This is a genomic window from Morganella sp. GD04133 (genome assembly GCF_029835375.1).
In the GTDB taxonomy this organism is placed as follows: domain Bacteria; phylum Pseudomonadota; class Gammaproteobacteria; order Enterobacterales; family Enterobacteriaceae; genus Morganella; species Morganella morganii_B.
Window position 1 is genome coordinate 1 of sequence record NZ_JAODZS010000013.1, and the last position, 20,992, is coordinate 20,992.

The 20,992-nt window shown below is 53.7% G+C and carries 22 protein-coding genes and 1 other annotated feature; of the genes, 6 read left to right on the forward strand and 16 right to left on the reverse strand.

The window, feature by feature from the left end; all coding sequences use genetic code 11:
• Positions 1-34: 34 nt before the first annotated feature.
• The 3 genes from N7387_RS07855 to gndA all read right to left on the reverse strand — a co-directional run bounded on the left by N7387_RS07855 (position 35) and on the right by gndA (position 2,704).
• Positions 35-223, reverse strand: a complete 189-nt coding sequence (locus tag N7387_RS07855) for a hypothetical protein (protein WP_029991050.1) — start codon at positions 221-223, stop codon at positions 35-37.
• Positions 224-296: 73 nt separating this feature from the next.
• Positions 297-1,175, reverse strand: a complete 879-nt coding sequence (locus N7387_RS07860) for a rhomboid family intramembrane serine protease (protein ID WP_262882378.1) — start codon at positions 1,173-1,175, stop codon at positions 297-299.
• Between the two features lie 116 nt (positions 1,176-1,291).
• Positions 1,292-2,704, reverse strand: coding sequence for an NADP-dependent phosphogluconate dehydrogenase (gene gndA, locus N7387_RS07865; RefSeq protein ID WP_279798106.1), 1,413 nt, complete (start codon positions 2,702-2,704; stop codon positions 1,292-1,294).
• A gap of 237 nt (positions 2,705-2,941) precedes the next feature.
• On the opposite strand from gndA, the gene N7387_RS07870 reads away from it, so the two are divergent.
• Both N7387_RS07870 and N7387_RS07875 read left to right on the forward strand, forming a co-directional pair.
• Complete coding sequence (locus N7387_RS07870; protein ID WP_279798107.1) at positions 2,942-4,513, forward strand: TerC family protein; 1,572 nt, start codon at positions 2,942-2,944, stop codon at positions 4,511-4,513.
• A 285-nt stretch (positions 4,514-4,798) separates the two neighbouring features.
• The gene (locus N7387_RS07875; RefSeq protein ID WP_279798108.1) at positions 4,799-6,436 is read left to right on the forward strand and encodes a Na+/H+ antiporter; all 1,638 of its coding nucleotides are present in this window, start codon (positions 4,799-4,801) and stop codon (positions 6,434-6,436) included.
• Between the two features lie 53 nt (positions 6,437-6,489).
• Here N7387_RS07875 and N7387_RS07880 read toward each other — a convergent pair whose 3' ends face one another.
• From N7387_RS07880 to hisL, 11 genes are all read right to left on the reverse strand, one after another.
• Positions 6,490-7,158, reverse strand: a complete 669-nt coding sequence (locus N7387_RS07880; protein WP_279798110.1) for a hypothetical protein — start codon at positions 7,156-7,158, stop codon at positions 6,490-6,492.
• A 21-nt stretch (positions 7,159-7,179) separates the two neighbouring features.
• The gene (locus N7387_RS07885; RefSeq protein ID WP_274369333.1) at positions 7,180-7,668 is read right to left on the reverse strand and encodes a YbaK/prolyl-tRNA synthetase associated domain-containing protein; all 489 of its coding nucleotides are present in this window, start codon (positions 7,666-7,668) and stop codon (positions 7,180-7,182) included.
• 100 nt (positions 7,669-7,768) lie between these two features.
• Positions 7,769-8,380 (reverse strand): bifunctional phosphoribosyl-AMP cyclohydrolase/phosphoribosyl-ATP diphosphatase HisIE, encoded by a 612-nt coding sequence (gene hisIE / locus N7387_RS07890; protein WP_279798111.1) that lies wholly within the window; start codon positions 8,378-8,380, stop codon positions 7,769-7,771.
• A gap of 6 nt (positions 8,381-8,386) precedes the next feature.
• On the reverse strand, positions 8,387-9,166 hold the full coding sequence (gene hisF, locus N7387_RS07895; protein ID WP_262861033.1) for an imidazole glycerol phosphate synthase subunit HisF: 780 nt from the start codon (positions 9,164-9,166) through the stop codon (positions 8,387-8,389).
• Positions 9,148-9,885 (reverse strand): 1-(5-phosphoribosyl)-5-[(5-phosphoribosylamino)methylideneamino]imidazole-4-carboxamide isomerase, encoded by a 738-nt coding sequence (gene hisA / locus N7387_RS07900; protein WP_279798113.1) that lies wholly within the window; start codon positions 9,883-9,885, stop codon positions 9,148-9,150. The genes hisF and hisA overlap by 19 nt, the downstream gene beginning before the upstream one ends.
• Complete coding sequence (gene hisH / locus N7387_RS07905) at positions 9,882-10,478, reverse strand: imidazole glycerol phosphate synthase subunit HisH (protein WP_262882383.1); 597 nt, start codon at positions 10,476-10,478, stop codon at positions 9,882-9,884. The genes hisA and hisH overlap by 4 nt, the downstream gene beginning before the upstream one ends.
• Entirely contained in the window at positions 10,478-11,545 is a 1,068-nt protein-coding gene (gene hisB / locus N7387_RS07910; RefSeq protein ID WP_279798114.1) for a bifunctional histidinol-phosphatase/imidazoleglycerol-phosphate dehydratase HisB, read from the reverse strand. Before hisB ends, hisH begins: the two co-directional genes overlap by 1 nt.
• A 19-nt stretch (positions 11,546-11,564) precedes the next feature.
• Positions 11,565-12,641: a histidinol-phosphate transaminase gene (gene hisC / locus N7387_RS07915; RefSeq protein ID WP_279798115.1), complete on the reverse strand. Its 1,077-nt coding sequence runs from the start codon at positions 12,639-12,641 to the stop codon at positions 11,565-11,567.
• Entirely contained in the window at positions 12,638-13,951 is a 1,314-nt protein-coding gene (hisD, locus tag N7387_RS07920) for a histidinol dehydrogenase (protein WP_279798163.1), read from the reverse strand. The genes hisC and hisD overlap by 4 nt, the downstream gene beginning before the upstream one ends.
• Positions 13,952-13,965: 14 nt before the next feature.
• Positions 13,966-14,865, reverse strand: a complete 900-nt coding sequence (gene hisG, locus N7387_RS07925) for an ATP phosphoribosyltransferase (RefSeq protein WP_262861662.1) — start codon at positions 14,863-14,865, stop codon at positions 13,966-13,968.
• 34 nt (positions 14,866-14,899) lie between these two features.
• Positions 14,900-15,024: a sequence feature (His leader region), on the reverse strand.
• Entirely contained in the window at positions 15,000-15,047 is a 48-nt protein-coding gene (gene hisL, locus N7387_RS07930; protein ID WP_101495319.1) for a his operon leader peptide, read from the reverse strand. Its footprint overlaps the feature before it by 25 nt.
• Positions 15,048-15,245: 198 nt before the next feature.
• Here hisL and N7387_RS07935 point away from each other — a divergent pair, with 198 nt between their 5' ends.
• Positions 15,246-16,073 carry an SDR family oxidoreductase gene (locus N7387_RS07935; protein WP_279798116.1) on the forward strand — a complete coding sequence of 276 codons (828 nt, stop codon included), beginning with the start codon at positions 15,246-15,248 and terminating at the stop codon, positions 16,071-16,073.
• Positions 16,074-16,076: 3 nt separating this feature from the next.
• Here N7387_RS07935 and N7387_RS07940 read toward each other — a convergent pair whose 3' ends face one another.
• Entirely contained in the window at positions 16,077-16,697 is a 621-nt protein-coding gene (locus N7387_RS07940) for a glutathione S-transferase family protein (protein WP_036425025.1), read from the reverse strand.
• A 214-nt stretch (positions 16,698-16,911) separates the two neighbouring features.
• Here N7387_RS07940 and N7387_RS07945 point away from each other — a divergent pair, with 214 nt between their 5' ends.
• The 3 genes from N7387_RS07945 (at position 16,912) to N7387_RS07955 (ending at position 19,522) form a co-directional block, all read left to right on the forward strand.
• Positions 16,912-18,114, forward strand: a complete 1,203-nt coding sequence (locus N7387_RS07945) for a serine hydrolase (protein WP_072871005.1) — start codon at positions 16,912-16,914, stop codon at positions 18,112-18,114.
• Between the two features lie 278 nt (positions 18,115-18,392).
• On the forward strand, positions 18,393-18,848 hold the full coding sequence (locus N7387_RS07950) for a GNAT family N-acetyltransferase (protein ID WP_279798117.1): 456 nt from the start codon (positions 18,393-18,395) through the stop codon (positions 18,846-18,848).
• Positions 18,849-19,000: 152 nt separating this feature from the next.
• The gene (locus N7387_RS07955; protein ID WP_279798119.1) at positions 19,001-19,522 is read left to right on the forward strand and encodes a LemA family protein; all 522 of its coding nucleotides are present in this window, start codon (positions 19,001-19,003) and stop codon (positions 19,520-19,522) included.
• 60 nt (positions 19,523-19,582) lie between these two features.
• Here the strand turns inward: N7387_RS07955 and N7387_RS07960 are convergent, their stop codons facing one another.
• Positions 19,583-20,950, reverse strand: coding sequence for an L-serine ammonia-lyase (locus tag N7387_RS07960; RefSeq protein ID WP_025153620.1), 1,368 nt, complete (start codon positions 20,948-20,950; stop codon positions 19,583-19,585).
• Positions 20,951-20,992: the final 42 nt, after the last annotated feature.

Sequence of the window (20,992 nt, forward strand, 5' to 3'; positions counted from 1 at the left end):
CCTGACGGGGTTTTTGCGCTGTGAGGGGCGTTAATTACACACGGTTAAAGGCAAGAATACGGACTGAGCGCAGGTCAGCCTGAGACTCGTCGGCAATTTTCTGAGTAGCTTGTTCTAATGCATCACGGGGGGACACACCGGCTTCGGTTTCTGTGATCTGATGCCCCTGTAAAGTGTCTCCGTTACGGGCACGCACTTTGTACGATACAAACCAATAATCCATATCATCACCTGCTTCTAGTCATTAATCGTTTAATCACCATAGCGGTTTACGGCACGGATTAATGTGACCGGAATCAATCATTTAATTGTTTTTCTGCCTGTGCGTTAACCATGATACCGATCTCGTCGAGGATCATTTCCCGTTCAAGCATCAGACGCCGGTCATGACTGCCGGAACCGGCGGACAGCAGCAGGATAATCAGCCCTGCTGAAACGGCGGAAATCAGGCATGACCAGCGATCCATCCCTGTTTTGTGTATCCCGGAGGCGGCAGCGTAAAGCCATCCCATCGTAGCGCCGCAGATAAAGCCGCTGATGTGTGCCACATTATCGGTGGCGGTATCATCATTATTGTGCAGTGAACTTAATAATGTCAGCAGGAGCAGTGAAATGATGGTTATCAGCAGATTTTTGTAACGCAGACGGTCAGCAACAGAAACCGAAGGATCTGTCCGCGCCCTTATCAGGTACATCATGACGGCACCGGCGATCCCCATAATGGCACCGGAAGCGCCGACACTGACGGTGATCGGAATTTCATACGCACTGAATCCGCCACGCTGAGACCACAACCATGTGGCGCTGACAAAAGAGGCGGCAATACCGCTGACCAGATAGATAAACAGCATCCGTATTTTACCGGCCATGGCTTCACAGTTAATACCGATGACGATAAGCGCGAGAGTATTGATGACCAGATGCACAGGGTCAGCATGCAGCGTCATGCTGGTCAGATACCGCCACCAGTCGCCGGTCAGTGACAACTGATACACATTCGCACCCGCCAGCAGCAGGTTATACTCCTGCTCCGGCAGTGGTGAGGCATAGTGCAGCTGCCAGAACCAGACCACGATATTAATCAGGGCAAAAAGCAGGGTAAGCCACATGGCGGAAAACCGGTATGCCGGCCGTGAAGGCAGAACCACATCACCCCAGGGATTTATGTTATTCATGATTATGCTACGGATAATTTGATTTGATTAAGCCTGTTTAAGCGTCAGGCGGGCTGTAAACAAGAAAAAGCCGGGATCATTATCCCGGCTCCGGCAGATGCGGATAACCGCAGTAATTAATTATTGTCCAGCCATTCGGTGTGGAACACGCCGTCTTTATCAGTACGTTTATAAGTATGTGCACCGAAATAGTCACGCTGTGCCTGGATCAGGTTCGCCGGCAGTACCGCGCTGCGGTAGCTGTCATAATAGGCGATAGCGGCAGAGAAGGTCGGTGTCGGGATTCCGTGCTGAACGCCGTAGCAGACCACATCACGCAGCGCCTGCTGATATTCATCAGCAATCTGAGTGAAGTAAGGGGCCAGCAGCAGGTTAGCCAGTGCCGGGTTTTCCGCATAAGCGTCAGTGATTTTCTGCAGGAACTGGGCACGGATGATGCAACCGGCGCGGAAAATTTTCGCGATTTCGCCGTAGTTCAGATCCCAGTTGTACTCATCAGAGGCAACGCGCAGCTGTGAGAAGCCCTGTGCATAAGAGACAATTTTGCCCAGATACAGGGCGCGGCGGACTTTCTCGATAAATTCCGCTTTATCGCCGCTGAATGCAGCCGCTTTCGGTCCTTTCAGTACGTTGGAAGCTGCAACGCGCTGGTCTTTCAGGAACGAGATATAACGGGCAAATACGGATTCGGTGATCAGTGTCAGCGGCACACCGAGGTCGAGCGCGCTCTGGCTGGTCCATTTACCGGTACCTTTGTTGGCGGCTTCATCAAGGATAACATCCACCAGATAGTTGCCGTCTTCATCTTTCTTACGGAAGATATCTTTTGTGATATCAATCAGGTAGCTGCTCAGTTCGCCGTTGTTCCACTCGCTGAAGACTGACGCCAGTTCATCATTGCTGATGCCGAGGGCATTTTTCATCACGGAGTATGCTTCCGCAATCAGCTGCATATCGCCGTATTCGATACCGTTGTGCACCATTTTGACATAATGACCGGCACCGTCAGCACCGATATAGGTTACACACGGTTCACCTTCGGCTTGTGCTGCGATCTGTTTCAGGATCGGGGCAACCAGTTCGTAAGCTTCTTTTTGTCCGCCCGGCATAATGGACGGCCCTTTCAGTGCGCCTTCCTCACCACCGGAAACGCCGGTGCCGATAAAGTTAACGCCCTGTGCGGACAGCTCTTTGTTACGGCGGATGGTGTCCTGAAAGAAGGTGTTACCGCCGTCGATCAGAATGTCACCTTTATCGAGATGCGGGGTGAGAGACGCGATGGTTTTATCGGTAGCTTCACCGGCTTTGACCATCAGCAGGATACGGCGGGGTTTTTCCAGGGAGTCAACAAACTCTTCAATGCTGTAGCTGGGAACCAGTTTTTTTCCCGGGTTTTCAGCAATCACTTCATCGGTTTTATCAGAAGAGCGGTTAAAAACAGAAACAGAATAACCGCGGCTTTCGATATTCAGCGCGAGGTTACGGCCCATAACGGCCATACCGACAACACCAATTTGTTGTTTGGACATGAAGACTCCTTCAGGAATTGACCCGTGACTAACGACGATTTCGTTAGCTGACTGTTAATTTCGTCACAGTTTAACGCATGTAAAGGCTGCGTGGTAGCGATTGATGCAAACGGTATCGTCATTGCGCACAACAGGAACAGCGGCAAAGTGCGGAATTTTTTATTGCTATTTAGCCGGACAATCCGCATTATTCCATCTGCAGCATAAGCTGTGCGAATAAAAGGTAAAACTAACCGTATGGAATGGATCGCTGATCCGTCGATTTGGGCCGGCCTGGCCACACTAATCGTACTCGAAATTGTTCTTGGTATTGATAACCTCGTTTTCATTGCCATTCTTGCCGATAAACTTCCGCCTGCGCTGCGTGACAAAGCCCGTATAACCGGTCTGCTGTGTGCGCTGATCATGCGTATTATTCTGCTGTTCAGCCTCTCCTGGCTTATCACGCTGACCAAACCGATGTTTACGATGTTCGGGCATGCATTCAGTGCGCGTGACTTAATTATGCTGATCGGGGGACTGTTCCTGCTGTTTAAAGCCACGATGGAGCTGAACGAACGGCTGGAAGGCGGTGAGCATAACGACGGACAGCAGCGGAAAACCTCGAAATTCTGGGCGGTGGTGGCACAGATTATTGTACTGGACGCCGTCTTCTCGCTGGACTCGGTGATCACGGCGGTCGGGATGGTGGATCACATCGGTGTGATGGTCACCGCGGTGATTATCGCTATGCTGCTGATGATCTGGGGCAGCCGTCCGCTGACCCGCTTTGTCAATGAGCACCCGACCATTGTTATCCTGTGTCTCAGCTTCCTGCTGATGATCGGTTTCAGTCTGGTGGCGGAAGGGTTCGGCTATCACATTCCGAAAGGTTACCTCTACGCGGCGATCGGTTTCTCCATCATGATTGAAATGCTCAATCAGGTGGCGATGTTTAACCGCCGTAAGTTTCTGCGCGGGCGAAATTCCCTGCGCCAGCGCACGGCGGAGGCGGTGCTGCGTATTCTGAGCGGCAAACGCGAATCTTCAGAACTGGATAACCGCACGGCAGATCTGATTTCGGATAATCAGGAAATCTTTGACCCGGAAGAGCGGCAGATGATTGTCCGTGTGCTGGGGCTGTCGCAGCGTAACGTCAACAGTATTATGACCTCGCGTCATGATGTGGAGATGCTGCGGATTGATGCCACCAGTGATGAAATCGCGGCATTGCTGATTAAAAATCCGCACACCCGCGTGGTGATCAAAGGCTCGGCGGATGATGATGAACTGCTGGGCGTGGTGCATGTGATCGACCTGCTGCATCAGCGTTTACAGCAGGATACGCTGGATCTGCATGCGCTGATTAAACAGCCGCTGGTCTTCCCTGAACAGCTGTCATTACTGAAAGCGCTGGAGCAGTTCCGTCAGGCGCAGACACACTTTGCGTTTGTAGCCGATGAATTCGGGTACGTTGAAGGGGTGGTGACACTGACGGATGTAATGGAAACCATTGCCGGTAACCTGCCGGTCAGCGGTGTTGAGAATGATGCCCGCCATGACATTCAGTTTACGGATGATAACAGCTGGATCACCAACGGTTTTATGCCGCTGGAAGATCTGATCAATTATATTCCGCTGACACTGGACGAAAAACGGGAATATGAAACCGTGGCCGGATTGCTGATGGAACATTTACAGCGCCTGCCGAAAGTCGGTGAGCAAATCAGAATTGACGGTTGTCTGTTTGAACCGCTGGAAATTCAGAATCACCGGATTAACCGCGTGAAAATCACACTGCCGGAAAATCCGGAAGACCTTGATGATTAACCGTTAAAATAATGACGCCGCCGGAAACGGCGGCGTTGTTCTCTTACCGTGCCGGTTATTCCGCCGGGGCACACTCAACATCACTGAAAATCTTCTGACTGTTTTTGGCACGCGGTTTACACTTCCGCGGGCAGAAGCCGGGCAGGCGGCAGACATTCAGATTTTGACACACAATAATTTTACATTCTCTGCTTTCTCTGCTTTATTTTTACTGTCAATCGTATACCCTGCAAACCCTGAATTGTGGTTATGTATCAGATTTCTGAAAGGATAAAAAAACCGCCTATGTCCGTTGTTACACTGATCCTTGTTTTTTTGCTGGCTGTGATTGCCAGCGTGTTTATCTCCCGCCTGCTGGGAGACAAAATCCCGTTACCTTTTATTCAGATTGCCATTGGTGCGGGGTTGTCACTCTTTGGTTTTGATGTGGAGTTTGAGCCGCATCTGTTCCTGTTCCTTTTTATCCCGCCGCTGCTGTTTCTTGATGGCTGGCGTATTCCGAAAGAAGCACTGTTCAGTGATATCAAACCGATTTTCTCGCTGGCCATTGGTCTGGTGTTTTTCACCGTTGTCGGCATGGGGCTGTTTATTCACTGGCTGATCCCGGCGGTTTCTCTGGCTGTTGCTTTTGCATTAGCGGCGATTTTGTCACCGACAGACCCAGTGTCTGTGGCGGCAATGACGGTCAATGCACCGCTGCCGTCCCGTATGGCGCATATTCTGGAAGGTGAATCCCTCTTTAATGATGCCAGCGGCCTGGTGTGCTTCAGTTTTGCGGTAGGCGCGGCACTGACCGGGACGTTCTCCCTGCCGTCGGCTGCCGGGAAGTTTATGCTGGTGGCGCTGGGCGGGATTATGGTGGGCCTGCTGATTGCCATGTTTATCGGGAAAGTGAACCAGTTCCTGGTGCAGCGCACCGGGGAAGACCCGGCGATTCAGATTATGATCAGTCTGCTGATCCCGTTTGTCTCTTATCTGGCAGCAGAGCACATGGACGTATCAGGGATTCTGGCGGCAGTGGCGGCCGGTATTGCTATGCACTATGAGCGTATTGTCGGCCGTATGCAGTCTGCCACCCGTATGCAGAGCAAAGCGGTCTGGGATACAGTACAGGTCGCGCTGAACGGCATGATCTTTATTCTGCTGGGTGAGCAGTTACCCGAAATGTGGCGCTCCGTGCCGCAGGTGGCAGCGGATGCCGGTACCTCCGCGCCGTGGGTGCTGCTGCTGTATGTGGTGATTATCACGGTTGGTCTGGCACTGCTGCGTTTTGCCTGGGTATGGGTTGCCATGACACTGACGGTGTTCCGTCAGCGCCGCAAAGGTAAACAGTCTGATATGCCGCATCTGCGTCTGATGGCGATTATGGCAACGGCGGGTGTGCGCGGGGCGATTACCCTTGCCGGTATCCTGACTCTGCCGGTGCTGATGAATGATGGTTCACCGTTCCCGCACCGGGATCTGGCTATCTTCCTCGCCATGGGCGTGATCCTGTTTTCACTGGTGATTGCCGCCGTTGCACTGCCGGTGCTGACCAAAGGGCTGAATACCGACTTACCGCACGATAATGAAGAGCTGAACGCCCGGTTCACCCTGAATGAAGCCGCAATGAACAATCTGCGCGGGCAGATGGCTGAGCCGCTGGAAGACATTGATGAAATGACACTGCGCACAGAAGTGGGGACTCACCTGCTGGAGATCTACGGTCGTCATCTTGACAGTAACAGTGATGATCAGACCGCCGGATTTGACTGGCACAATGTGATCCGCATGGAGCGGCGGATGTCACTGACAGCGCTTCAGGCGGAGCGTGATGCGCTGAAACAGCTGCGCAAGAGTAAGAATATCAGTGAGCACACTTACACGCGGCTGGTGCAGGAGCTGGATCTGAAAGAAGAGGCGCTGAAACTGGCGCTGCACTGACAGTCACAGAGTAAAAATCAAAAGACCCGCACAGTGCAGTGCGGGTCTTTTTTTTACATCACAACACTGCTGCGGGTATGGGCCTGCAGAACCCGTGAAGCGGTCTGTGTCATGGTATCGTTGATTTCATCGAGCCAGTGATGAACCTGTTCTGCGGATAATTGCAGCGACGGGCAGTCCCGGTCTTTCTGGTTGTTCTCTTCCAGCAACAGCACCAGTTCGGTATCCAGCAGGGACTGGATCATATCAATCCACAGGCCGATTTGCTGATTCAGCGGTTTTCCGGCCGGAGAGGTGATGCAGTAGCGGTTGAGCCGTTCACTGGCGGTATACTGAAAATCATCCCGCAGTGCCATCCGTTCTGCCAGCGTGGCGGTTTCAGGTGCGGGCAGCGGAGTACCGAGACAGGTAAACGCATAACTGTCTTCCCGGGTAAACAGACTGTCATTCAGCCGGATCCGCTTTTCCTCATAATGCATCAGCATTTCGCGCAGCAGGGCGCTGACCGCAAAAAAGTGATCAGTTTTATGGAACTGGCTGCCGTTAAGATAAGGGGTACTCAGCTCCCGGCGCAGGGCCTGTTCATCTTCTTCGGGAGAGGAGATAAAATGCCTGCGGGATTTCTGTGTTTTGAACCAGCGGCGCCAGCGGTGGCGCGACAGATACAGCAGCAGACTGAGCAGCAGCAGATAATAAAGCGAGTCTAAAAGTTCGTCCTGCATAAGCGCCTTCCCAAGCAAAAATCAGAGTTCACGGCGGACAAACGATACTGTTTCAGGATCGGCAATCCGCTGATAGTCCTTTGTGTTCAGAATAATTGAGCATTCCAGGCTGCCGGCATTAAAGGCCAGTTCGCTGAAACGCTCAAATAACATCGGGTCAGCAACAAGACGGAGATCGGGGTGGAAACTGAACGGGGGGATAGCACCGAACACACACTGTGTGAGTTCGGTTGTCTCTGCCGGACTGGCGAGAGAGGCTCGGGTGCCGCCGGTTTTTTTTGCCAGTGCCTGTAAATCCGCCTGCTGATCAGAAGGCAGAATCGCCAGGACATACTGACGGATACCGTTTCCCTTGACGTGACAAACCAGTGCTTTGGCGCCCTGACCGTGGTGTGTGCCGCGCACTCTGGCGACCTCTTCCGTTTTCCCTGCGGAGGCATGATGTACCACGCGGTAGCGGGCATGATGTTCATCCAGCCGGGCGGTCAGTTTCTCAAAAATCGGGTTCATATCACTCAGTATCTCTGTCTTTGTTGCCAATCTCCTGCCTATTATAGAAGGTTACGGCAACAAAAACAGCGGACAAAAAGGGATTTCCCCCGCTTTCGGATTAACGGTGACGGGAGCGCAGTTTTTCAATAACCGCGGCCAGATCCAGATCCGCATCCTGGAGCAGCACCAGCAGGTGATAGAGCAGATCCGCGGATTCCGAGGTCAGCTCCGCTTTATCGCGGACAGTGGCGGCCAGTGCGGTTTCCACCCCTTCTTCGCCTACTTTCTGGGCGATACGTTTGGTCCCGGCGGCATAAAGTTGTGCTGTGTAGGAGCTGTCAGGATCGGCGGTTTTGCGGGATTTTATGACAGATTCCAGTTCATACAGGAAACCCTGTGCAGTTTGTGCCGGGGCAAAACAGCTGTTGGTACCCTGATGGCAGGTCGGGCCGATCGGGGTGACCAGTGCGAGCAGCGTGTCGTTGTCGCAATCTTTAAACAGGTCTTCCAGGTTAAGGAAATGCCCGGACGATTCTCCTTTGGTCCACAGCCGTTGTTTGGTGCGGGAATAAAACGTCACGCGTTTTTCGCTGATCGTTTTGTCCAGTGCGTCGCGGTTCATGTAGCCCAGCATCAGCACATCACCGGAGACGGCGTGCTGTACAATAACCGGCAGCAGGCCGCCGGTTTTCTGCCAGTCCAGTTGTGCGATTTCCTGTTCCGTGAGCATTGTGTGTTACTCCTGTATTCTGACAACGATCCCGTCGCGGGCAAGTCCGCGTTTCAGATCGCCGATATTAATAATCTGTTTGTGGAAGACGGAGGCGGCAAGCGCGCCGTCCACACCGGCCTGTAAAAACGCATCGCGGAAGTGATCCGGATGACCGGCACCGCCCGAGGCAATCAGCGGTACCTGACACACCTCACGCACTTTTTTCAGCTGCTCCAGGTCATAGCCGTTGCGCACGCCGTCCTGGTTCATCATATTGAGGACGATCTCCCCGGCACCGCGCTGCTGCACTTCCTGCACCCAGTCGAGGGTGTTACGGGAGGTGGCAATGGTGCGTTTTTCATCACCGGTAAACTGATAGACCTGATAGTTTCCGCTTTCCGCATCGTGCCAGGTATCGATCCCGACGACAATGCACTGCACACCGAAGCGGTCAGCCAGCCGGGTGATGAGGGCAGGGTCACTCAGCGCCGGGGAGTTAACGGAGATTTTATCCGCCCCGAAACTGAGGATCGCGGCAGCGTCTTCGGTACTGCGGATCCCGCCGGCGACACAGAACGGAATATCAATCACTTCCGCGACTTTGGCGACCCAGCTTTTATCCACCACACGACCATCAGAGGAGGCGGTGATATCGTAAAATACCAGCTCATCCGCGCCTTCTTCGGCATAACGGCGGGCGAGGGGGACGATGTCACCGATGATTTCGTGATGACGGAACTGAACCCCTTTAACCACCTGTCCGTCACGGACGTCCAGGCAGGGAATTATGCGTTTTGCCAGCATGCGATAGCCTCCGGTAATGTCATTTTGCCGTCGAGCAGCGCCCGGCCGACGATCACGCCCGCCACACCGGTGGCAGGCAGCGGGGCGATATCACTCAGCCCGCCGATACCGCCGGATGCCTGAAAGGCAATCTCCGGGAACGCGGCACAGATTTCCTGATAAAGCGCCACATTGGAGCCCGCCAGGGTACCGTCTTTTGAGATATCGGTACATAACACGTGGCGCAGTCCGGCAGAGGCGAAATCGCGGATCACGTCTTCGATGGTCTGCTCTGACTCTTCCTGCCAGCCGCTGACCGCCACCCGTTTTTTGCCGTCCGCACCGATGCGCACATCCAGCGCCAGCACGATGCGTTCTGCTCCCCAACGGGCAAACCAGCGTTTTACCTCTTCCGGGGATGTGACCGCTGTGGAGCCGACCACCACGCGGGCGGCACCGGCATCAAGCAGGGCAGCAACATCCTCTTCAGTACGGATCCCGCCGCCGATCTGTACCGGCACACTCACACCCGCCAGCAGTGTTTTCAGCAACGGGATCTGGCGTTTCGCCGGGTCTTTGGCACCGGTTAAATCCACGAGGTGCAGCAGTTGCGCCCCTTCGCGCTCATAAGCCTGTAAACGGCTGAGCGGATCCGCGCCGTAATCGCGCTGTTTTGCATAATCGCCCTGGTGAAGGCGCACTACCTGTCCGTCAATTAAATCCAGTGCGGGAATGATCATGACGATTTCATCTCCAGAAAATTTTTAATCAGTGTGATGCCGGTTTTGCCTGAACGCTCCGGGTGGAACTGCACGCCGTAAAAATTATCGCGGCAGAGAACACTGCTGAATGCCTCACCATACGTGGTGGTGGCAGCCGTGGCGTCACTGACGGGGCAGGCGTAACTGTGGACAAAGTAAAAATAGCTCTGCGGCGCGATATCACGGAACAGCGGCAGATCGGCAGTAAATCCGACGGTATTCCAGCCCATGTGCGGCACCGGCAGACCGTCCGGTGTCATTTTTTGTACCGGGGTATCAATCAGGCCGAGCAGGTCAATATTACCTTCTTCGCTGGTGGTGCCGAGCAACTGCATGCCGAGGCAAATCCCCAGCACCGGCTGAGTCAGGGAGCGGATGATGCTCACCAGCCCGCGCGCGGTCAGATTTTCCATTGCCGCCCCCGCTGTCCCGACTCCCGGCAGAAAGACTTTATCTGCCTGCCGGATAAGGTCAGGGTCGGCGGTGACCAGCGGCTGATAACCCAGACGCTCCACCGCGTAGCGGACGGAAGCGATATTGGCACAGCCGGTATCGGTGATCACGATGCGCATCACAGCACCCCTTTTGAACTCGGCAGAACATTACCTTCCACGCGGATGGCCTGGCGCAGTGTCCGTCCGAACACTTTAAACAGACTTTCGGCTCTGTGGTGATCGTTCTTCCCTTTGGTTTTCAGGTGTAACGTGCAGCCCATGGTGTAGGAGAGTGAGCGGAAGAAGTGCTCAATCATCTCAGTACTCAGGTCGCCGACACGCTGATATTTAAAATCGGCTTTGTATTCCAGGTGCGGACGGCCGGAGATATCCAGGGCGCAGCGGGCAAGACATTCATCCATCGGCAGGGTAAAACCGAAACGGGTGATGCCGCGCTTATCGCCGAGTGCCAGTTTCAGGGCTTCGCCCAGTGCCAGCCCGGTATCTTCCACGGAGTGGTGATCATCAATCACGAGGTCGCCGCTGACCTGAATATTGAGGCGGAAACCGCCGTGGGTGGCAATCTGATCCAGCATGTGGTCGAAAAAGCCGACCCCGGTGCGGATGGTACTGCCGCCTTCGCGGTCGAGCCACACTTCGGTGAGAATATCGGTCTCTTTGGTTTTCCGCTCCACACGGCTGTAGCGGTCACGGCGGGTCAGTTGCTCTGCGATACTGTTCCAGTCAATGCCCGGCTGACCGTAACGCAGGCCGGTAATGCCCATATTTTCCGCGAGCTGAATATCGGTTTCGCGATCGCCGATCACATAGCTGTTTTGCGCGTCGATCACGCCCGGCAGCAGGTATTTTTCCACCAGTGTGATTTTCGGTTTGCGGCAGTTGCAGTTATCCGCCGGTTTGTGCGGACAAATCAGCACCTCATCAAAGGTAATGCCCTGAGAGGTGAAAATCTGCATCATCAGCTGGTGCGGTGCCTCGAAATCCGCCTGCGGGAAGCTGTCAGTACCCAGTCCGTCCTGGTTGGTGACCATCACAAAGCGGTATCCGGCCTCTTTCAGCTTCAGCAGCGCGGGGATCACATCCGGCTCAAAAGCCAGTTTGTCTAATCTGTCCACCTGAAAATCCACCGGGGGTTCGGTGATCAGGGTGCCGTCGCGGTCAATAAATAAAATGTTCTGTGTCATGGTATCCGTTGTCCTCAGATTATGGCATTTCAAGCGCGGCGATAGCGGCGATCACCCGCAGGCATTCTGCCCGGGTGCCGACAGTAATGCGCAGACAGTTTTCGAGCCCGCGTTGTTTGCGCTGGTCACGCAAAATAATTCCCTCATCCCACAGACTGCGGAAAACCCGTTCCGCATCACGGAAACGCACCAGAATGTAGTTGGTTTTGCTCGGGAAAACGGTGTCTGTCAGCGGCAGTTTTTGCAGCTCATCACACAGCATCTGCCGGTTGCGGCAGATTTCGCTGACGCGCGCCTGCATGATGGCAATGCCTTCCGGCAGCAGCGCTTCGGCAGCAATGGCTGCCACCGGGGATGACAGCGGATACGGCGCGATCACTTTCATCAGCACGTTAATAATATCCGCAGAGGCCAGTGTGAAGCCGCAGCGCAGTCCGGCGAGGGCAAAGGCTTTGGAGAGCGTGCGCAGGATCACCAGGTTCGGGTACGTTTCCAGCCACGTTGCCACACTGAATTGCGGGCAGAATTCGATATAGGCTTCATCGACCACAATCAGTGCCCGGTTATCAACGATATCAAACAGGTAACGTAAATCCTGTTCACGGATCGGATTACCGGTCGGGTTATTCGGGTGGCAGACATACAGTAGTTTGACGTTATCCAGGCTGGCCGCGATACTGTCGAGATCCAATTGCCAGCCATCGAGCGACGGCACCACTTTCTGCGCGATACCAAAGGTTTCCGCGCTGACGCTGTACATACCGTACGTCGGCGGGCAGAACAGCACCGCATCTTTTCCCGGTTCGCAGAAGGCACGTATCAGTAATTCAATGCTTTCATCCGCGCCGCGCCCCGCGATAACCTGCTCCGGACTGACACCGGCGTAAGCCGCATAGCGGTTGATCACGTCCGCAGGCTGGCATTCCGGATAGCGGTTTAGATTGCGATCCGTAAAGGTGAAATCCGGTGCCTGCGGATATTCGTTGGCGTTCAGCCAGACATCCCCGTTACCGCCGAGGCGGCGTGCTGACTGATACGGCGTCAGTAACTGTACATTTTCGCGGGCCAGTGCCATCGCGCTGAATGGTTTGTTCATCCGTTGTTCTCCTCCGCTTTCAGGGCATTCATCCGCAGTGTCACGGCATTTTTGTGCGCGGTAAGCAGTTCCGCCGCCGCCAGGGTTTCAATCGCGTCTGCCAGACCGGATAACCCGGCCGGGGTCAGTTTCTGTACGGTCATCCGTTTCATAAAATCCGCCAGTCCGAGGCTGGAATAGGTCGAGGTATAACCGTAAGTCGGCAGGACGTGGTTGGTGCCGGAGGCATAATCGCCCGCCGATTCCGGCGACCAGTCACCGAGGAACACGGAACCGGCGCTGTTGATGGCGGGCAGCAGGGCATCCGGGTCACGGGTCTGGATAATTAAGTGCTCCGGGCCGTACTGGTTGCTGATCGTCACACAGGTGTCCAGATCGCGGGCAATAATAATGCGGCTGGCGGACAGAGCCTGACGGGCAATCTCTTTGCGTGATAATAATTCCAGCTGTGAATTGGTTTCCGCCACCACACGTTGTGCCATTGCCTCATCCGGGGTGACCAGAACCACCTGAGAATCCGGGCCGTGTTCGGCCTGGGAGAGCAGGTCGGCAGCAACAAAGGCCGGGTTGGCACCACTGTCAGCGATCACCAGCACTTCGGAAGGTCCGGCAGGCATGTCGATCGCTGCACCGCCGATAGTCTGGCTGACCTGACGTTTTGCTTCGGTCACATAGGCGTTGCCCGGCCCGAAAATTTTGTCGGTGGCGGGGATGGTTTCTGTACCGAATGCCATCGCGGCAATTGCCTGGGCACCACCGACCTGATAAATGGTTTCCACACCGCAAAGTTGTGCGGCATATAAAATTTCATCTGCCACCGGCGGCGGTGAGCAGAGGATGATCCGGCGGCAACCGGCGATTTTTGCCGGAACAGCCAGCATCAGGACAGTGGAAATCAGCGGCGCGCTGCCGCCTGGGATATACAGCCCGACACTGTCCACCGGACGGGTCACCAGCTGGCAGCTGACCCCGGGCTGGGTTTCCACATCAATCACATCGGGGATCTGCGCTTCGTGAAAGCGGGTGATATTGGCTTTCGCGGTTGCCATGGCGGATTTCAGTGAATCCGGCAGGCGGTCAGCGGCGGCGGCAATCTCCGCCGCACTGATTTGCAGTTCTGTCACCTGTGTTTTATCAAAGCGGGCACTCAGCGCGCGCAGGGCGTCATCACCGTTTTCACGTACGTCACAGATGATGTCACTGACCACGCGGCTGATATCACCGGATGCTGCCATCGCCGGGCGCATCAGGGCGTCCGCCTGCTGTTGTGTATCAAGATTTTCCCAGCGGATCAAAGTATTAAAGGTCATTGCGGTCATTGTCATCACTCCATCATTTTTTCAATCGGCAGAACCAGAATGGAGCTGCACCCCAGGGCTTTCAGTTTTTCCATGGTTTCCCAGAACAGGGTTTCGCTGCTGACCATGTGCATTGCCACCAGATCCGGCTCACCGGCCAGCGGCAGCAGGGTCGGACGCTCTGCGCCCGGCAGCAGGGCGATCACGTCGTCCAGACGTTTTGACGGGGCGTGCATCATGATGTATTTGGATTCACGCGCCTGGATCACGCCCTGGATACGGGTCATCATTCTGTCGATAAGTTGCTGTTTGGCAGGCGGCATGTCACCGTCACGCTGAATCAGGCAGGCTTTGGAGCGGTAAATCACTTCCACTTCGCGCAGACCGTTGGCTTCCAGTGTGGCACCGGTGGAGACCAGGTCACAGATAGCATCAGCCAGCCCGGCGCGCGGTGCCACTTCCACCGAGCCGTTAAGCAGACAGGATTTAAAGCGGATACCTTTCTGATCCAGATAACGTTTGAGCAGGAACGGGTAGGAAGTCGCGATACGGCTGTCCTGAAGACATTCCGCGCCGTTGTAGCTGAAATCCACCGGGGCGGCGAGTGAGAGGCGGCAGGTACCGAAATCCAGGCGGCGCAGTGTGAAGTAGCGCGGGTTTTGCCCCTGTGCCTGACGGCTTAATAACTCTTCTTCCAGTACGTTTTCGCCGATGATACCGAGGTCAACCACACCGTCCATCACCAGGCCGGGAATATCGTCATCACGGACCCGCAGGATATCAATCGGCATATTCTCCGCGTAAGCAATCAGGCGCTGCTGTTGTAAGTTGATTTTTATGCCGCAGCGCGCGAGCAATTCGCGGGAATCTTCACTTAAACGACCTGACTTCTGAATGGCTATCCGTAAGCGCGTTTTATCTAACATTTTGATTATCCTTTAATTTTATAATTCTTTAGGTATAAAAAAACCCCCGGAAAAAAGATTCTTCCGGGGGTTCTCTCTTAGCACGCATGCCACCGGAAGCTCTGAACGTCTTCCGGCACCAATCGCCTGAAAGACTAGTCAGGGTGATGGTGGTGGTGATGGCTGAACTGGATGCGTGTCATGATAATCTCTCGTCGTTTATCTGCCTGTTGCTATCACGGATAATGTTGTCATTATGGTGATAACGATGTTTATAAATTGCTTGTCTTTCAACCTATAGAACTCACCCGGACTTTGCAACCCCTTTTTTGCAAAGAAAACAGAAATTAAGATAATTTACTGAAATTAAAGAAAAATAAGCCACAGAGAGGTCATGCACGATGAAAACAGTTTCCATCGCGGGGCTGGGCTGGCTGGGAATGCCGCTGGCACTGCATCTTGCGGATATCGGTATCCGTGTCAAAGGCACCAAAACCACGCCGGACGGCACAGAGGCGGCGAGAATGTGCGGTATTGAGTGTTATATGCTGAATCTGACACCAGAACCGGAATGTAACGCTGATGATCTGGATGCCTTTTTGCAGACGGATATTCTGGTGATCACGTTGCCGGCATCAAGAACGGCGGGCGGCGGTTACCTGTATGTGAAGGCGGTGCAAAATCTGGTGGATCTGGCGGCGGCGCGCGGTGTGTCGCGGGTGATTTTTACCGGTTCAACAGCGGTTTACGGTAATCAGACCGGTAAGCTGACAGAAAACTCGCCGGTCGATCCGGTGACGGAATCAGCCAAAGCGATTGTTGAGATTGAGCACTGGCTGAATGAGTTGCCGGGCGTGTCAGCGGATATTCTGCGTCTGGCCGGGCTGGTAGGGGAATCCCGCCATGCAGGGCGTTTTCTGGCAGGAAAAACGGCGGTGAAAGGCGCGAATCAGCCGGTCAATCTGGTGCATCAGGATGATGTGATTGCCGCGATCCGCCTGCTTATCCAGCGTCCGCACGGCGGCCATCTGTATAACCTGTGTGCACCGCAGCACCCGTCACGGGCTGAATTTTATCCGGACATGTCCCGTCAGATTAATTTGCTGCCGCCGGTCTTCAGAGAAGAAGATATCACTGAAGGGAAAGAGATTGACGGCAGCCGCATCTGCCGGGAACTGGGCTTTGAGTATCAGTGCCCTGATCCCGGCCGGATGCCAATGACGGAATAAGTGTTAACTGACCGGCAGTGCCACGATATCGCGGTACGCCGGGCGGGTTTCAATCCGTGCAAACCAGCGCTCGATATGCGGGAAGTCCGGTCTGTCGTGACACACTTCCCGCCACGGATAGAGCAGCGGTGCCAGTGCCATATCAGCAATACTGAACGCATCACCGGCGATATAATCACGCTGTGCAAGGTCGTCGTTGAGCATAGCAATCAGACGGTTCAGCGCCTGTTTCAGCTCTTCCACCCGCGCCGGATCGCGCTGCTCTGCCGGGGTTCTGACCAGCAGTCCCATCATCGCTTTGATATACGGGAACAGACTGCCGTCTGACCAGTACATCCATTGTGCCGCCCGGGCGCGGAATTCCGCATTATGCGGCAGCAGTGTGCCGTCATCATACTTATCCGCCAGATAGCTGAGAATGGCATTGGATTCCCAGAGAATAAATTCACCGTCCTGATAGGTCGGGATGGTTTTATTCGGGTTCATGGCGAGGTATTCCGGGGTATCGAGACCGCCGAACGGCCCGCCCGCATCTTTCTGCTGATAAGTCAGCCCCAGTTCAGTCAGACACCATAAGACTTTCTTGACGTTAGACGAGTTTTTTCTGCCCCAGACGGTTATCATAGTGACTCCTGTTGATAGAAATGCGATGACGTGTGCGTATTGTCGGTTATTTTATGTCATGAAGTGTAAATTTTGACACGAAATCCCCGTAACAGGAAGAATCGCGTTAAAGTGTCATTGGCTTACCATTCATGAAATGAATATAGTATTCATTATCACAGAGTTATCACTCTTATTTTTGTCACGATGTACCGGGTTTAAAGAGGGAAGAGTAATGCAGACAGTAATCAGTTCACGGGTAACCGGTTTAATCGGCGGGCTTGCTTTCGGATTTTTAAGCATCGGCCACGCGTTTGCGGAGGAAACACCGGTTGCACCGCAGGTGGATGCAAAAGCGTATGTGCTGATGGACTACAACAGCGGGAAAATCCTGGCATCCGTGAATGCGGATGAGCGCCTTGACCCGGCGTCACTGACAAAAATCATGAGCAGTTATGTGGTCGGCCAGGCGATTAAAGCCGGAAAAGTGACACCGGATGATATCGTCACCGTCGGTATTAATGCCTGGGCAACCGGTAATCCGGTGCTGAAAGGCTCTTCCCTGATGTTCCTGAAACCGGATGACCGCGTAAAATTAATCGATCTGAACAAAGGGATGGTTATTCAGTCCGGTAATGACGCCAGTATTGCGCTGGCGGAATATGTGGCGGGCAGCCAGGAAACCTTTGTTTCCCAGATGAACAGCTACGCCAAACAGATTGGCCTGACAAATACCCATTTTAAAACGGTTCACGGGCTGGATTCCGAAGGGCAGTACAGTACCGCCAAAGACATGGCACTGCTGACCCAGGCGCTGATCACCGATGTGCCGGATGAATATGTTATCCATAAAGAGAAAGAATTTACCTTCAATAAGATCCGTCAGCCGAACCGCAACCGCCTGTTGTGGAGCACTAATCTCAATGTGGACGGTGTAAAAACCGGTCACACCAGCGGCGCGGGGCATAACCTGGTGGCTTCTGCGACAGACGGCCCGATGCGTCTGATTTCTGTGGTACTGGGCGCACCGAGTGACCGTGTCCGTTTTGCGGAAAGTGAAAAAATTCTCTCCTGGGGCTTCCGTTTCTTTGAAACTGTGGCACCGGTGAAAGCCGATACTCCGCTGACCACCGAGCGCGTCTGGTTCGGGGATATTTCAGAAGTGCCGCTGGGCGCGGAAAAAGACATTTATGTCACTATCCCGAAAGGCAAACTCAAAGATCTGAAAGCGACCTTTGAGCTGGACAGCACCACGCTGGAAGCGCCGCTGGCGAAAAACCAGGTAGTCGGGAAAATCAACTTTATCCTTGATGATAAAATCGTTGAACAGCGTCCGCTGGTGGTTCAGCAGCAGGTTGAGGAAGCCGGCTTCTTCGGTCGCATCTGGGATTATATTGTCCGCTTCTTTGCCGGACTGTGGCATTCTGTCTTCGGTTAATCACAACAGCCTGCCGGTGAACTGACCGGCAGGTTTTCTCTCCGCTTACCGGGCAAATCCGGTATCACATTCAGACAGCGCTTCTGAAATCACACCTCCATTCTTACTGCTGCCATTGTTGTATGTCATTTCAGTAACCCGCGAAGGTATTTTCCCGCGGGATTTAATCTGAATTAAGGAAGAAAAACACGGAATGCACCATCTCGTGCGGCTATTTTTTATCAGGGCAGTAATAATAGACAGGCAGATAAAAATGGGCGGTAACAACAGGAGATACGATGATTCGTTTATGTCCGGTCAGTAAAGATAACTGGGAAGCGTGTGTGGATCTGGAAGTCCGGGAGGATCAGGAGGATTTTGTGGCCTCCAATGTGTATTCCCTAGCACAGCTTCAGTTTGTCAATAATTTCAGTGCCGATGTGATTTATGACGATGAAATCATGATCGGTTTTGCCATGTACGGCATTGATGATGATGACGGTATGTTCTGGATCTGGCGCTTTATGCTGGATGCAAAATTTCAGGGCAAAGGGCTGGGTAAAGCCGCATTTGCTGCGTTGCTGGAAAAAATCACCGCGATGAATAACACCCGGGAGCAGCCGCTGCCCTGGTTGCGGTTGAGTTATGACCCGGAAAATGAATTCGCAAAACACTTTTATCAGCGTTTCGGCTTTAAGGTGGTGCAGATGATGGATTTCGGGGAGGAAATGGCGCAAATACCGCTATCATCATAAGGTTATTCCCCCTTCAGGCGGCAATTTATCATGCTGTCTGCTGAATTACCCTGTTGAAATCCGTATAAGATCCGATATTACATCCTGATATCGGATTTTTTTATAAAAAAGGACCGGTATTTTTACACACCGGTCAATAAAGGATTAAAGATATGGGGACAATTGTGTTTATCGCGCTGGTCATTGCCGTGGCCGGAATTGTGTGGATCCGGCGGGTATATCTCCGGATAAACCGCCTTCAGGCTCCGATCACCGAAGCTTATGCGGCGATTGACGGCATGCTGCATCAGCGGGCGGAGAAGATCGGTCAGCTGGTGGATATGACGGAAAAAGCAGGTATTCAGGATGCAACGCTGTTTTATTTCCGGCAGGATGCGTATCCGCGCTATACAGCGGCGGCGACACTGGATGAAAGTGTCAGTGCCGCAAATGATATCAGCAGTGTTTTTTATCATATTATGACGCTGACAGAGACATTTCCGGCACTGATTGCGGATCCGCAGTTTGTCCGCATTCAGCTGGGGATCTGTGATATTGAGGATGCCCTGAATCCGGGCATCCGCGCCTTTAATGAAGCGGTACTTCAGTACAATATTGCAGTTCAGCATTATCCGGACACCCTGGTGGCCGGGCTGTTCGGGTTCGGACCCAAAACACTTCTGCTGATGTCCTGATATGAAAAACCCCCGCAATCTGCATTGCGGGGGTTTTTGCAGTTATGAAACGGAAACTAATCAGTCACACGGGATCACTTTGATTGCCAGGCCGCCCTGTGAGGTTTCGCGGTATTTGGCATTCATATCTTTACCGGTTTCATACATGGTTTCGATAACTTTATCGAGGCAAACACGCGGTTCACTGACACGGCGCAGCGCCATACGGGCGGCGTTGACAGACTGAACAGCGGCAATGGCGTTACGCTCGATACACGGTACCTGTACCTGCCCGGCGACCGGGTCACAGGTCAGGCCGAGGTTGTGTTCCATCGCGATTTCCGCCGCGATAAAGACCTGCATCGGGCTGCCGCCCAGCAGTTCGGTCAGACCGGCTGCCGCCATGGAACAGGCAACACCGACTTCACCCTGACAACCCACTTCCGCACCGGAAATAGAGGCGTTCATTTTGTACAGTGAACCAATCACGCTGGACACCAGGAAATAGCGGGTATAGGCGTTCTCATTCACCGGACGGATGAATTTATCGTAATACGACAGCACTGCCGGGATGATCCCGCAGGCACCGTTGGTTGGTGCGGTAACAACACGGCCACCGGCAGCGTTTTCTTCGTTAACGGCGAGGGCAAACATGTTGATCCAGTCAACAACCTGCATCGGGTCTGTGGAGGTGTTATCACTGGTGACCAGCTGACGGCGCAGTGCAGCGGCACGGCGTGGCACACGCAGCGGCCCCGGCAGCAAACCTTCGGTGTTCACACCACGTTCGATACCGGCTTTCATCACATCCCAGACTGCTGCCAGGTGCGCGGAAAGTTCTTCTTTGCTGCGCAGCGCCAGTTCGTTCTGCATCACCAGCGCTGACAGTGACAGCCCGGTTTCGTTACAGTGCTTTTGCAGATCAGCGGCATACTGATACGGATAAGGCACTTTGGTTTCGCTGTCCGCAGCCTGGCCAAAATGTTCCTCATCAACGATAAAGCCGCCGCCGACGGAGTAATAGGTTTTCTTGTACAGTAATTCATCACCGGCGAATGCGCTGATGGACATGCCGTTTTCATGCAGCGGCAGGTTTTCTTTATGGAAGTTCATCCCGTTATCGCGCGGGAAATCCACTTCATGGCGTTGGTTTGCCAGCAAAAGGCGTTCACGTTCTTCAACATCCCTGATAAAGCCCGGTATCGCGTCAATATCAACAGAATCCGGCAGGTTACCCGCAAGACCCATAATGATAGCGATATCTGTCGCGTGACCTTTCCCTGTCAGAGACAGAGAGCCGTACACATCAACTTGAATGCGGGTGGTTTTTTCCAGCAGTCCGGCCGCGATAAGATCATCAGCGAACTGTTTACCTGCTTTCATCGGACCGACCGTGTGAGAACTCGACGGACCAATACCAATTTTGAAGATGTCAAATACACTGACCATATTGCTCGCCCCCTATGTTAAGGCGTGGATTAATAGTGTCGT

What these genes read in the sequence shown, in the direction of transcription:
- hisIE (WP_279798111.1), bottom strand. Translation starts at nt 8,380, where the DNA reads ATGCTCACGGAACAGGAAATCGCACAACTGGACTGGCAGAAAACCGGC.
- hisC (WP_279798115.1), bottom strand. Translation starts at nt 12,641, where the DNA reads ATGAACAAACCATTCAGCGCGATGGCACTGGCCCGCGAAAATGTACAG.
- hisA (WP_279798113.1), bottom strand. Translation starts at nt 9,885, where the DNA reads ATGATCATTCCCGCACTGGATTTAATTGACGGACAGGTAGTGCGCCTT.
- hisB (WP_279798114.1), bottom strand. Translation starts at nt 11,545, where the DNA reads ATGACACAGAACATTTTATTTATTGACCGCGACGGCACCCTGATCACC.
- N7387_RS07935 (WP_279798116.1), top strand. Translation starts at nt 15,246, where the DNA reads ATGAAAACAGTTTCCATCGCGGGGCTGGGCTGGCTGGGAATGCCGCTG.
- N7387_RS07885 (WP_274369333.1), bottom strand. Translation starts at nt 7,668, where the DNA reads ATGAACCCGATTTTTGAGAAACTGACCGCCCGGCTGGATGAACATCAT.
- N7387_RS07880 (WP_279798110.1), bottom strand. Translation starts at nt 7,158, where the DNA reads ATGCAGGACGAACTTTTAGACTCGCTTTATTATCTGCTGCTGCTCAGT.
- N7387_RS07860 (WP_262882378.1), bottom strand. Translation starts at nt 1,175, where the DNA reads ATGAATAACATAAATCCCTGGGGTGATGTGGTTCTGCCTTCACGGCCG.
- hisD (WP_279798163.1), bottom strand. Translation starts at nt 13,951, where the DNA reads ATGACCTTTAATACTTTGATCCGCTGGGAAAATCTTGATACACAACAG.
- N7387_RS07870 (WP_279798107.1), top strand. Translation starts at nt 2,942, where the DNA reads ATGGAATGGATCGCTGATCCGTCGATTTGGGCCGGCCTGGCCACACTA.
- hisH (WP_262882383.1), bottom strand. Translation starts at nt 10,478, where the DNA reads ATGCGCATCGTGATCACCGATACCGGCTGTGCCAATATCGCTTCCGTC.
- N7387_RS07960 (WP_025153620.1), bottom strand. Translation starts at nt 20,950, where the DNA reads ATGGTCAGTGTATTTGACATCTTCAAAATTGGTATTGGTCCGTCGAGT.
- N7387_RS07950 (WP_279798117.1), top strand. Translation starts at nt 18,393, where the DNA reads ATGATTCGTTTATGTCCGGTCAGTAAAGATAACTGGGAAGCGTGTGTG.
- N7387_RS07945 (WP_072871005.1), top strand. Translation starts at nt 16,912, where the DNA reads ATGCAGACAGTAATCAGTTCACGGGTAACCGGTTTAATCGGCGGGCTT.
- N7387_RS07955 (WP_279798119.1), top strand. Translation starts at nt 19,001, where the DNA reads ATGGGGACAATTGTGTTTATCGCGCTGGTCATTGCCGTGGCCGGAATT.
- N7387_RS07875 (WP_279798108.1), top strand. Translation starts at nt 4,799, where the DNA reads ATGTCCGTTGTTACACTGATCCTTGTTTTTTTGCTGGCTGTGATTGCC.
- N7387_RS07855 (WP_029991050.1), bottom strand. Translation starts at nt 223, where the DNA reads ATGGATTATTGGTTTGTATCGTACAAAGTGCGTGCCCGTAACGGAGAC.
- hisG (WP_262861662.1), bottom strand. Translation starts at nt 14,865, where the DNA reads ATGTTAGATAAAACGCGCTTACGGATAGCCATTCAGAAGTCAGGTCGT.
- hisF (WP_262861033.1), bottom strand. Translation starts at nt 9,166, where the DNA reads ATGCTGGCAAAACGCATAATTCCCTGCCTGGACGTCCGTGACGGACAG.
- gndA (WP_279798106.1), bottom strand. Translation starts at nt 2,704, where the DNA reads ATGTCCAAACAACAAATTGGTGTTGTCGGTATGGCCGTTATGGGCCGT.
- N7387_RS07940 (WP_036425025.1), bottom strand. Translation starts at nt 16,697, where the DNA reads ATGATAACCGTCTGGGGCAGAAAAAACTCGTCTAACGTCAAGAAAGTC.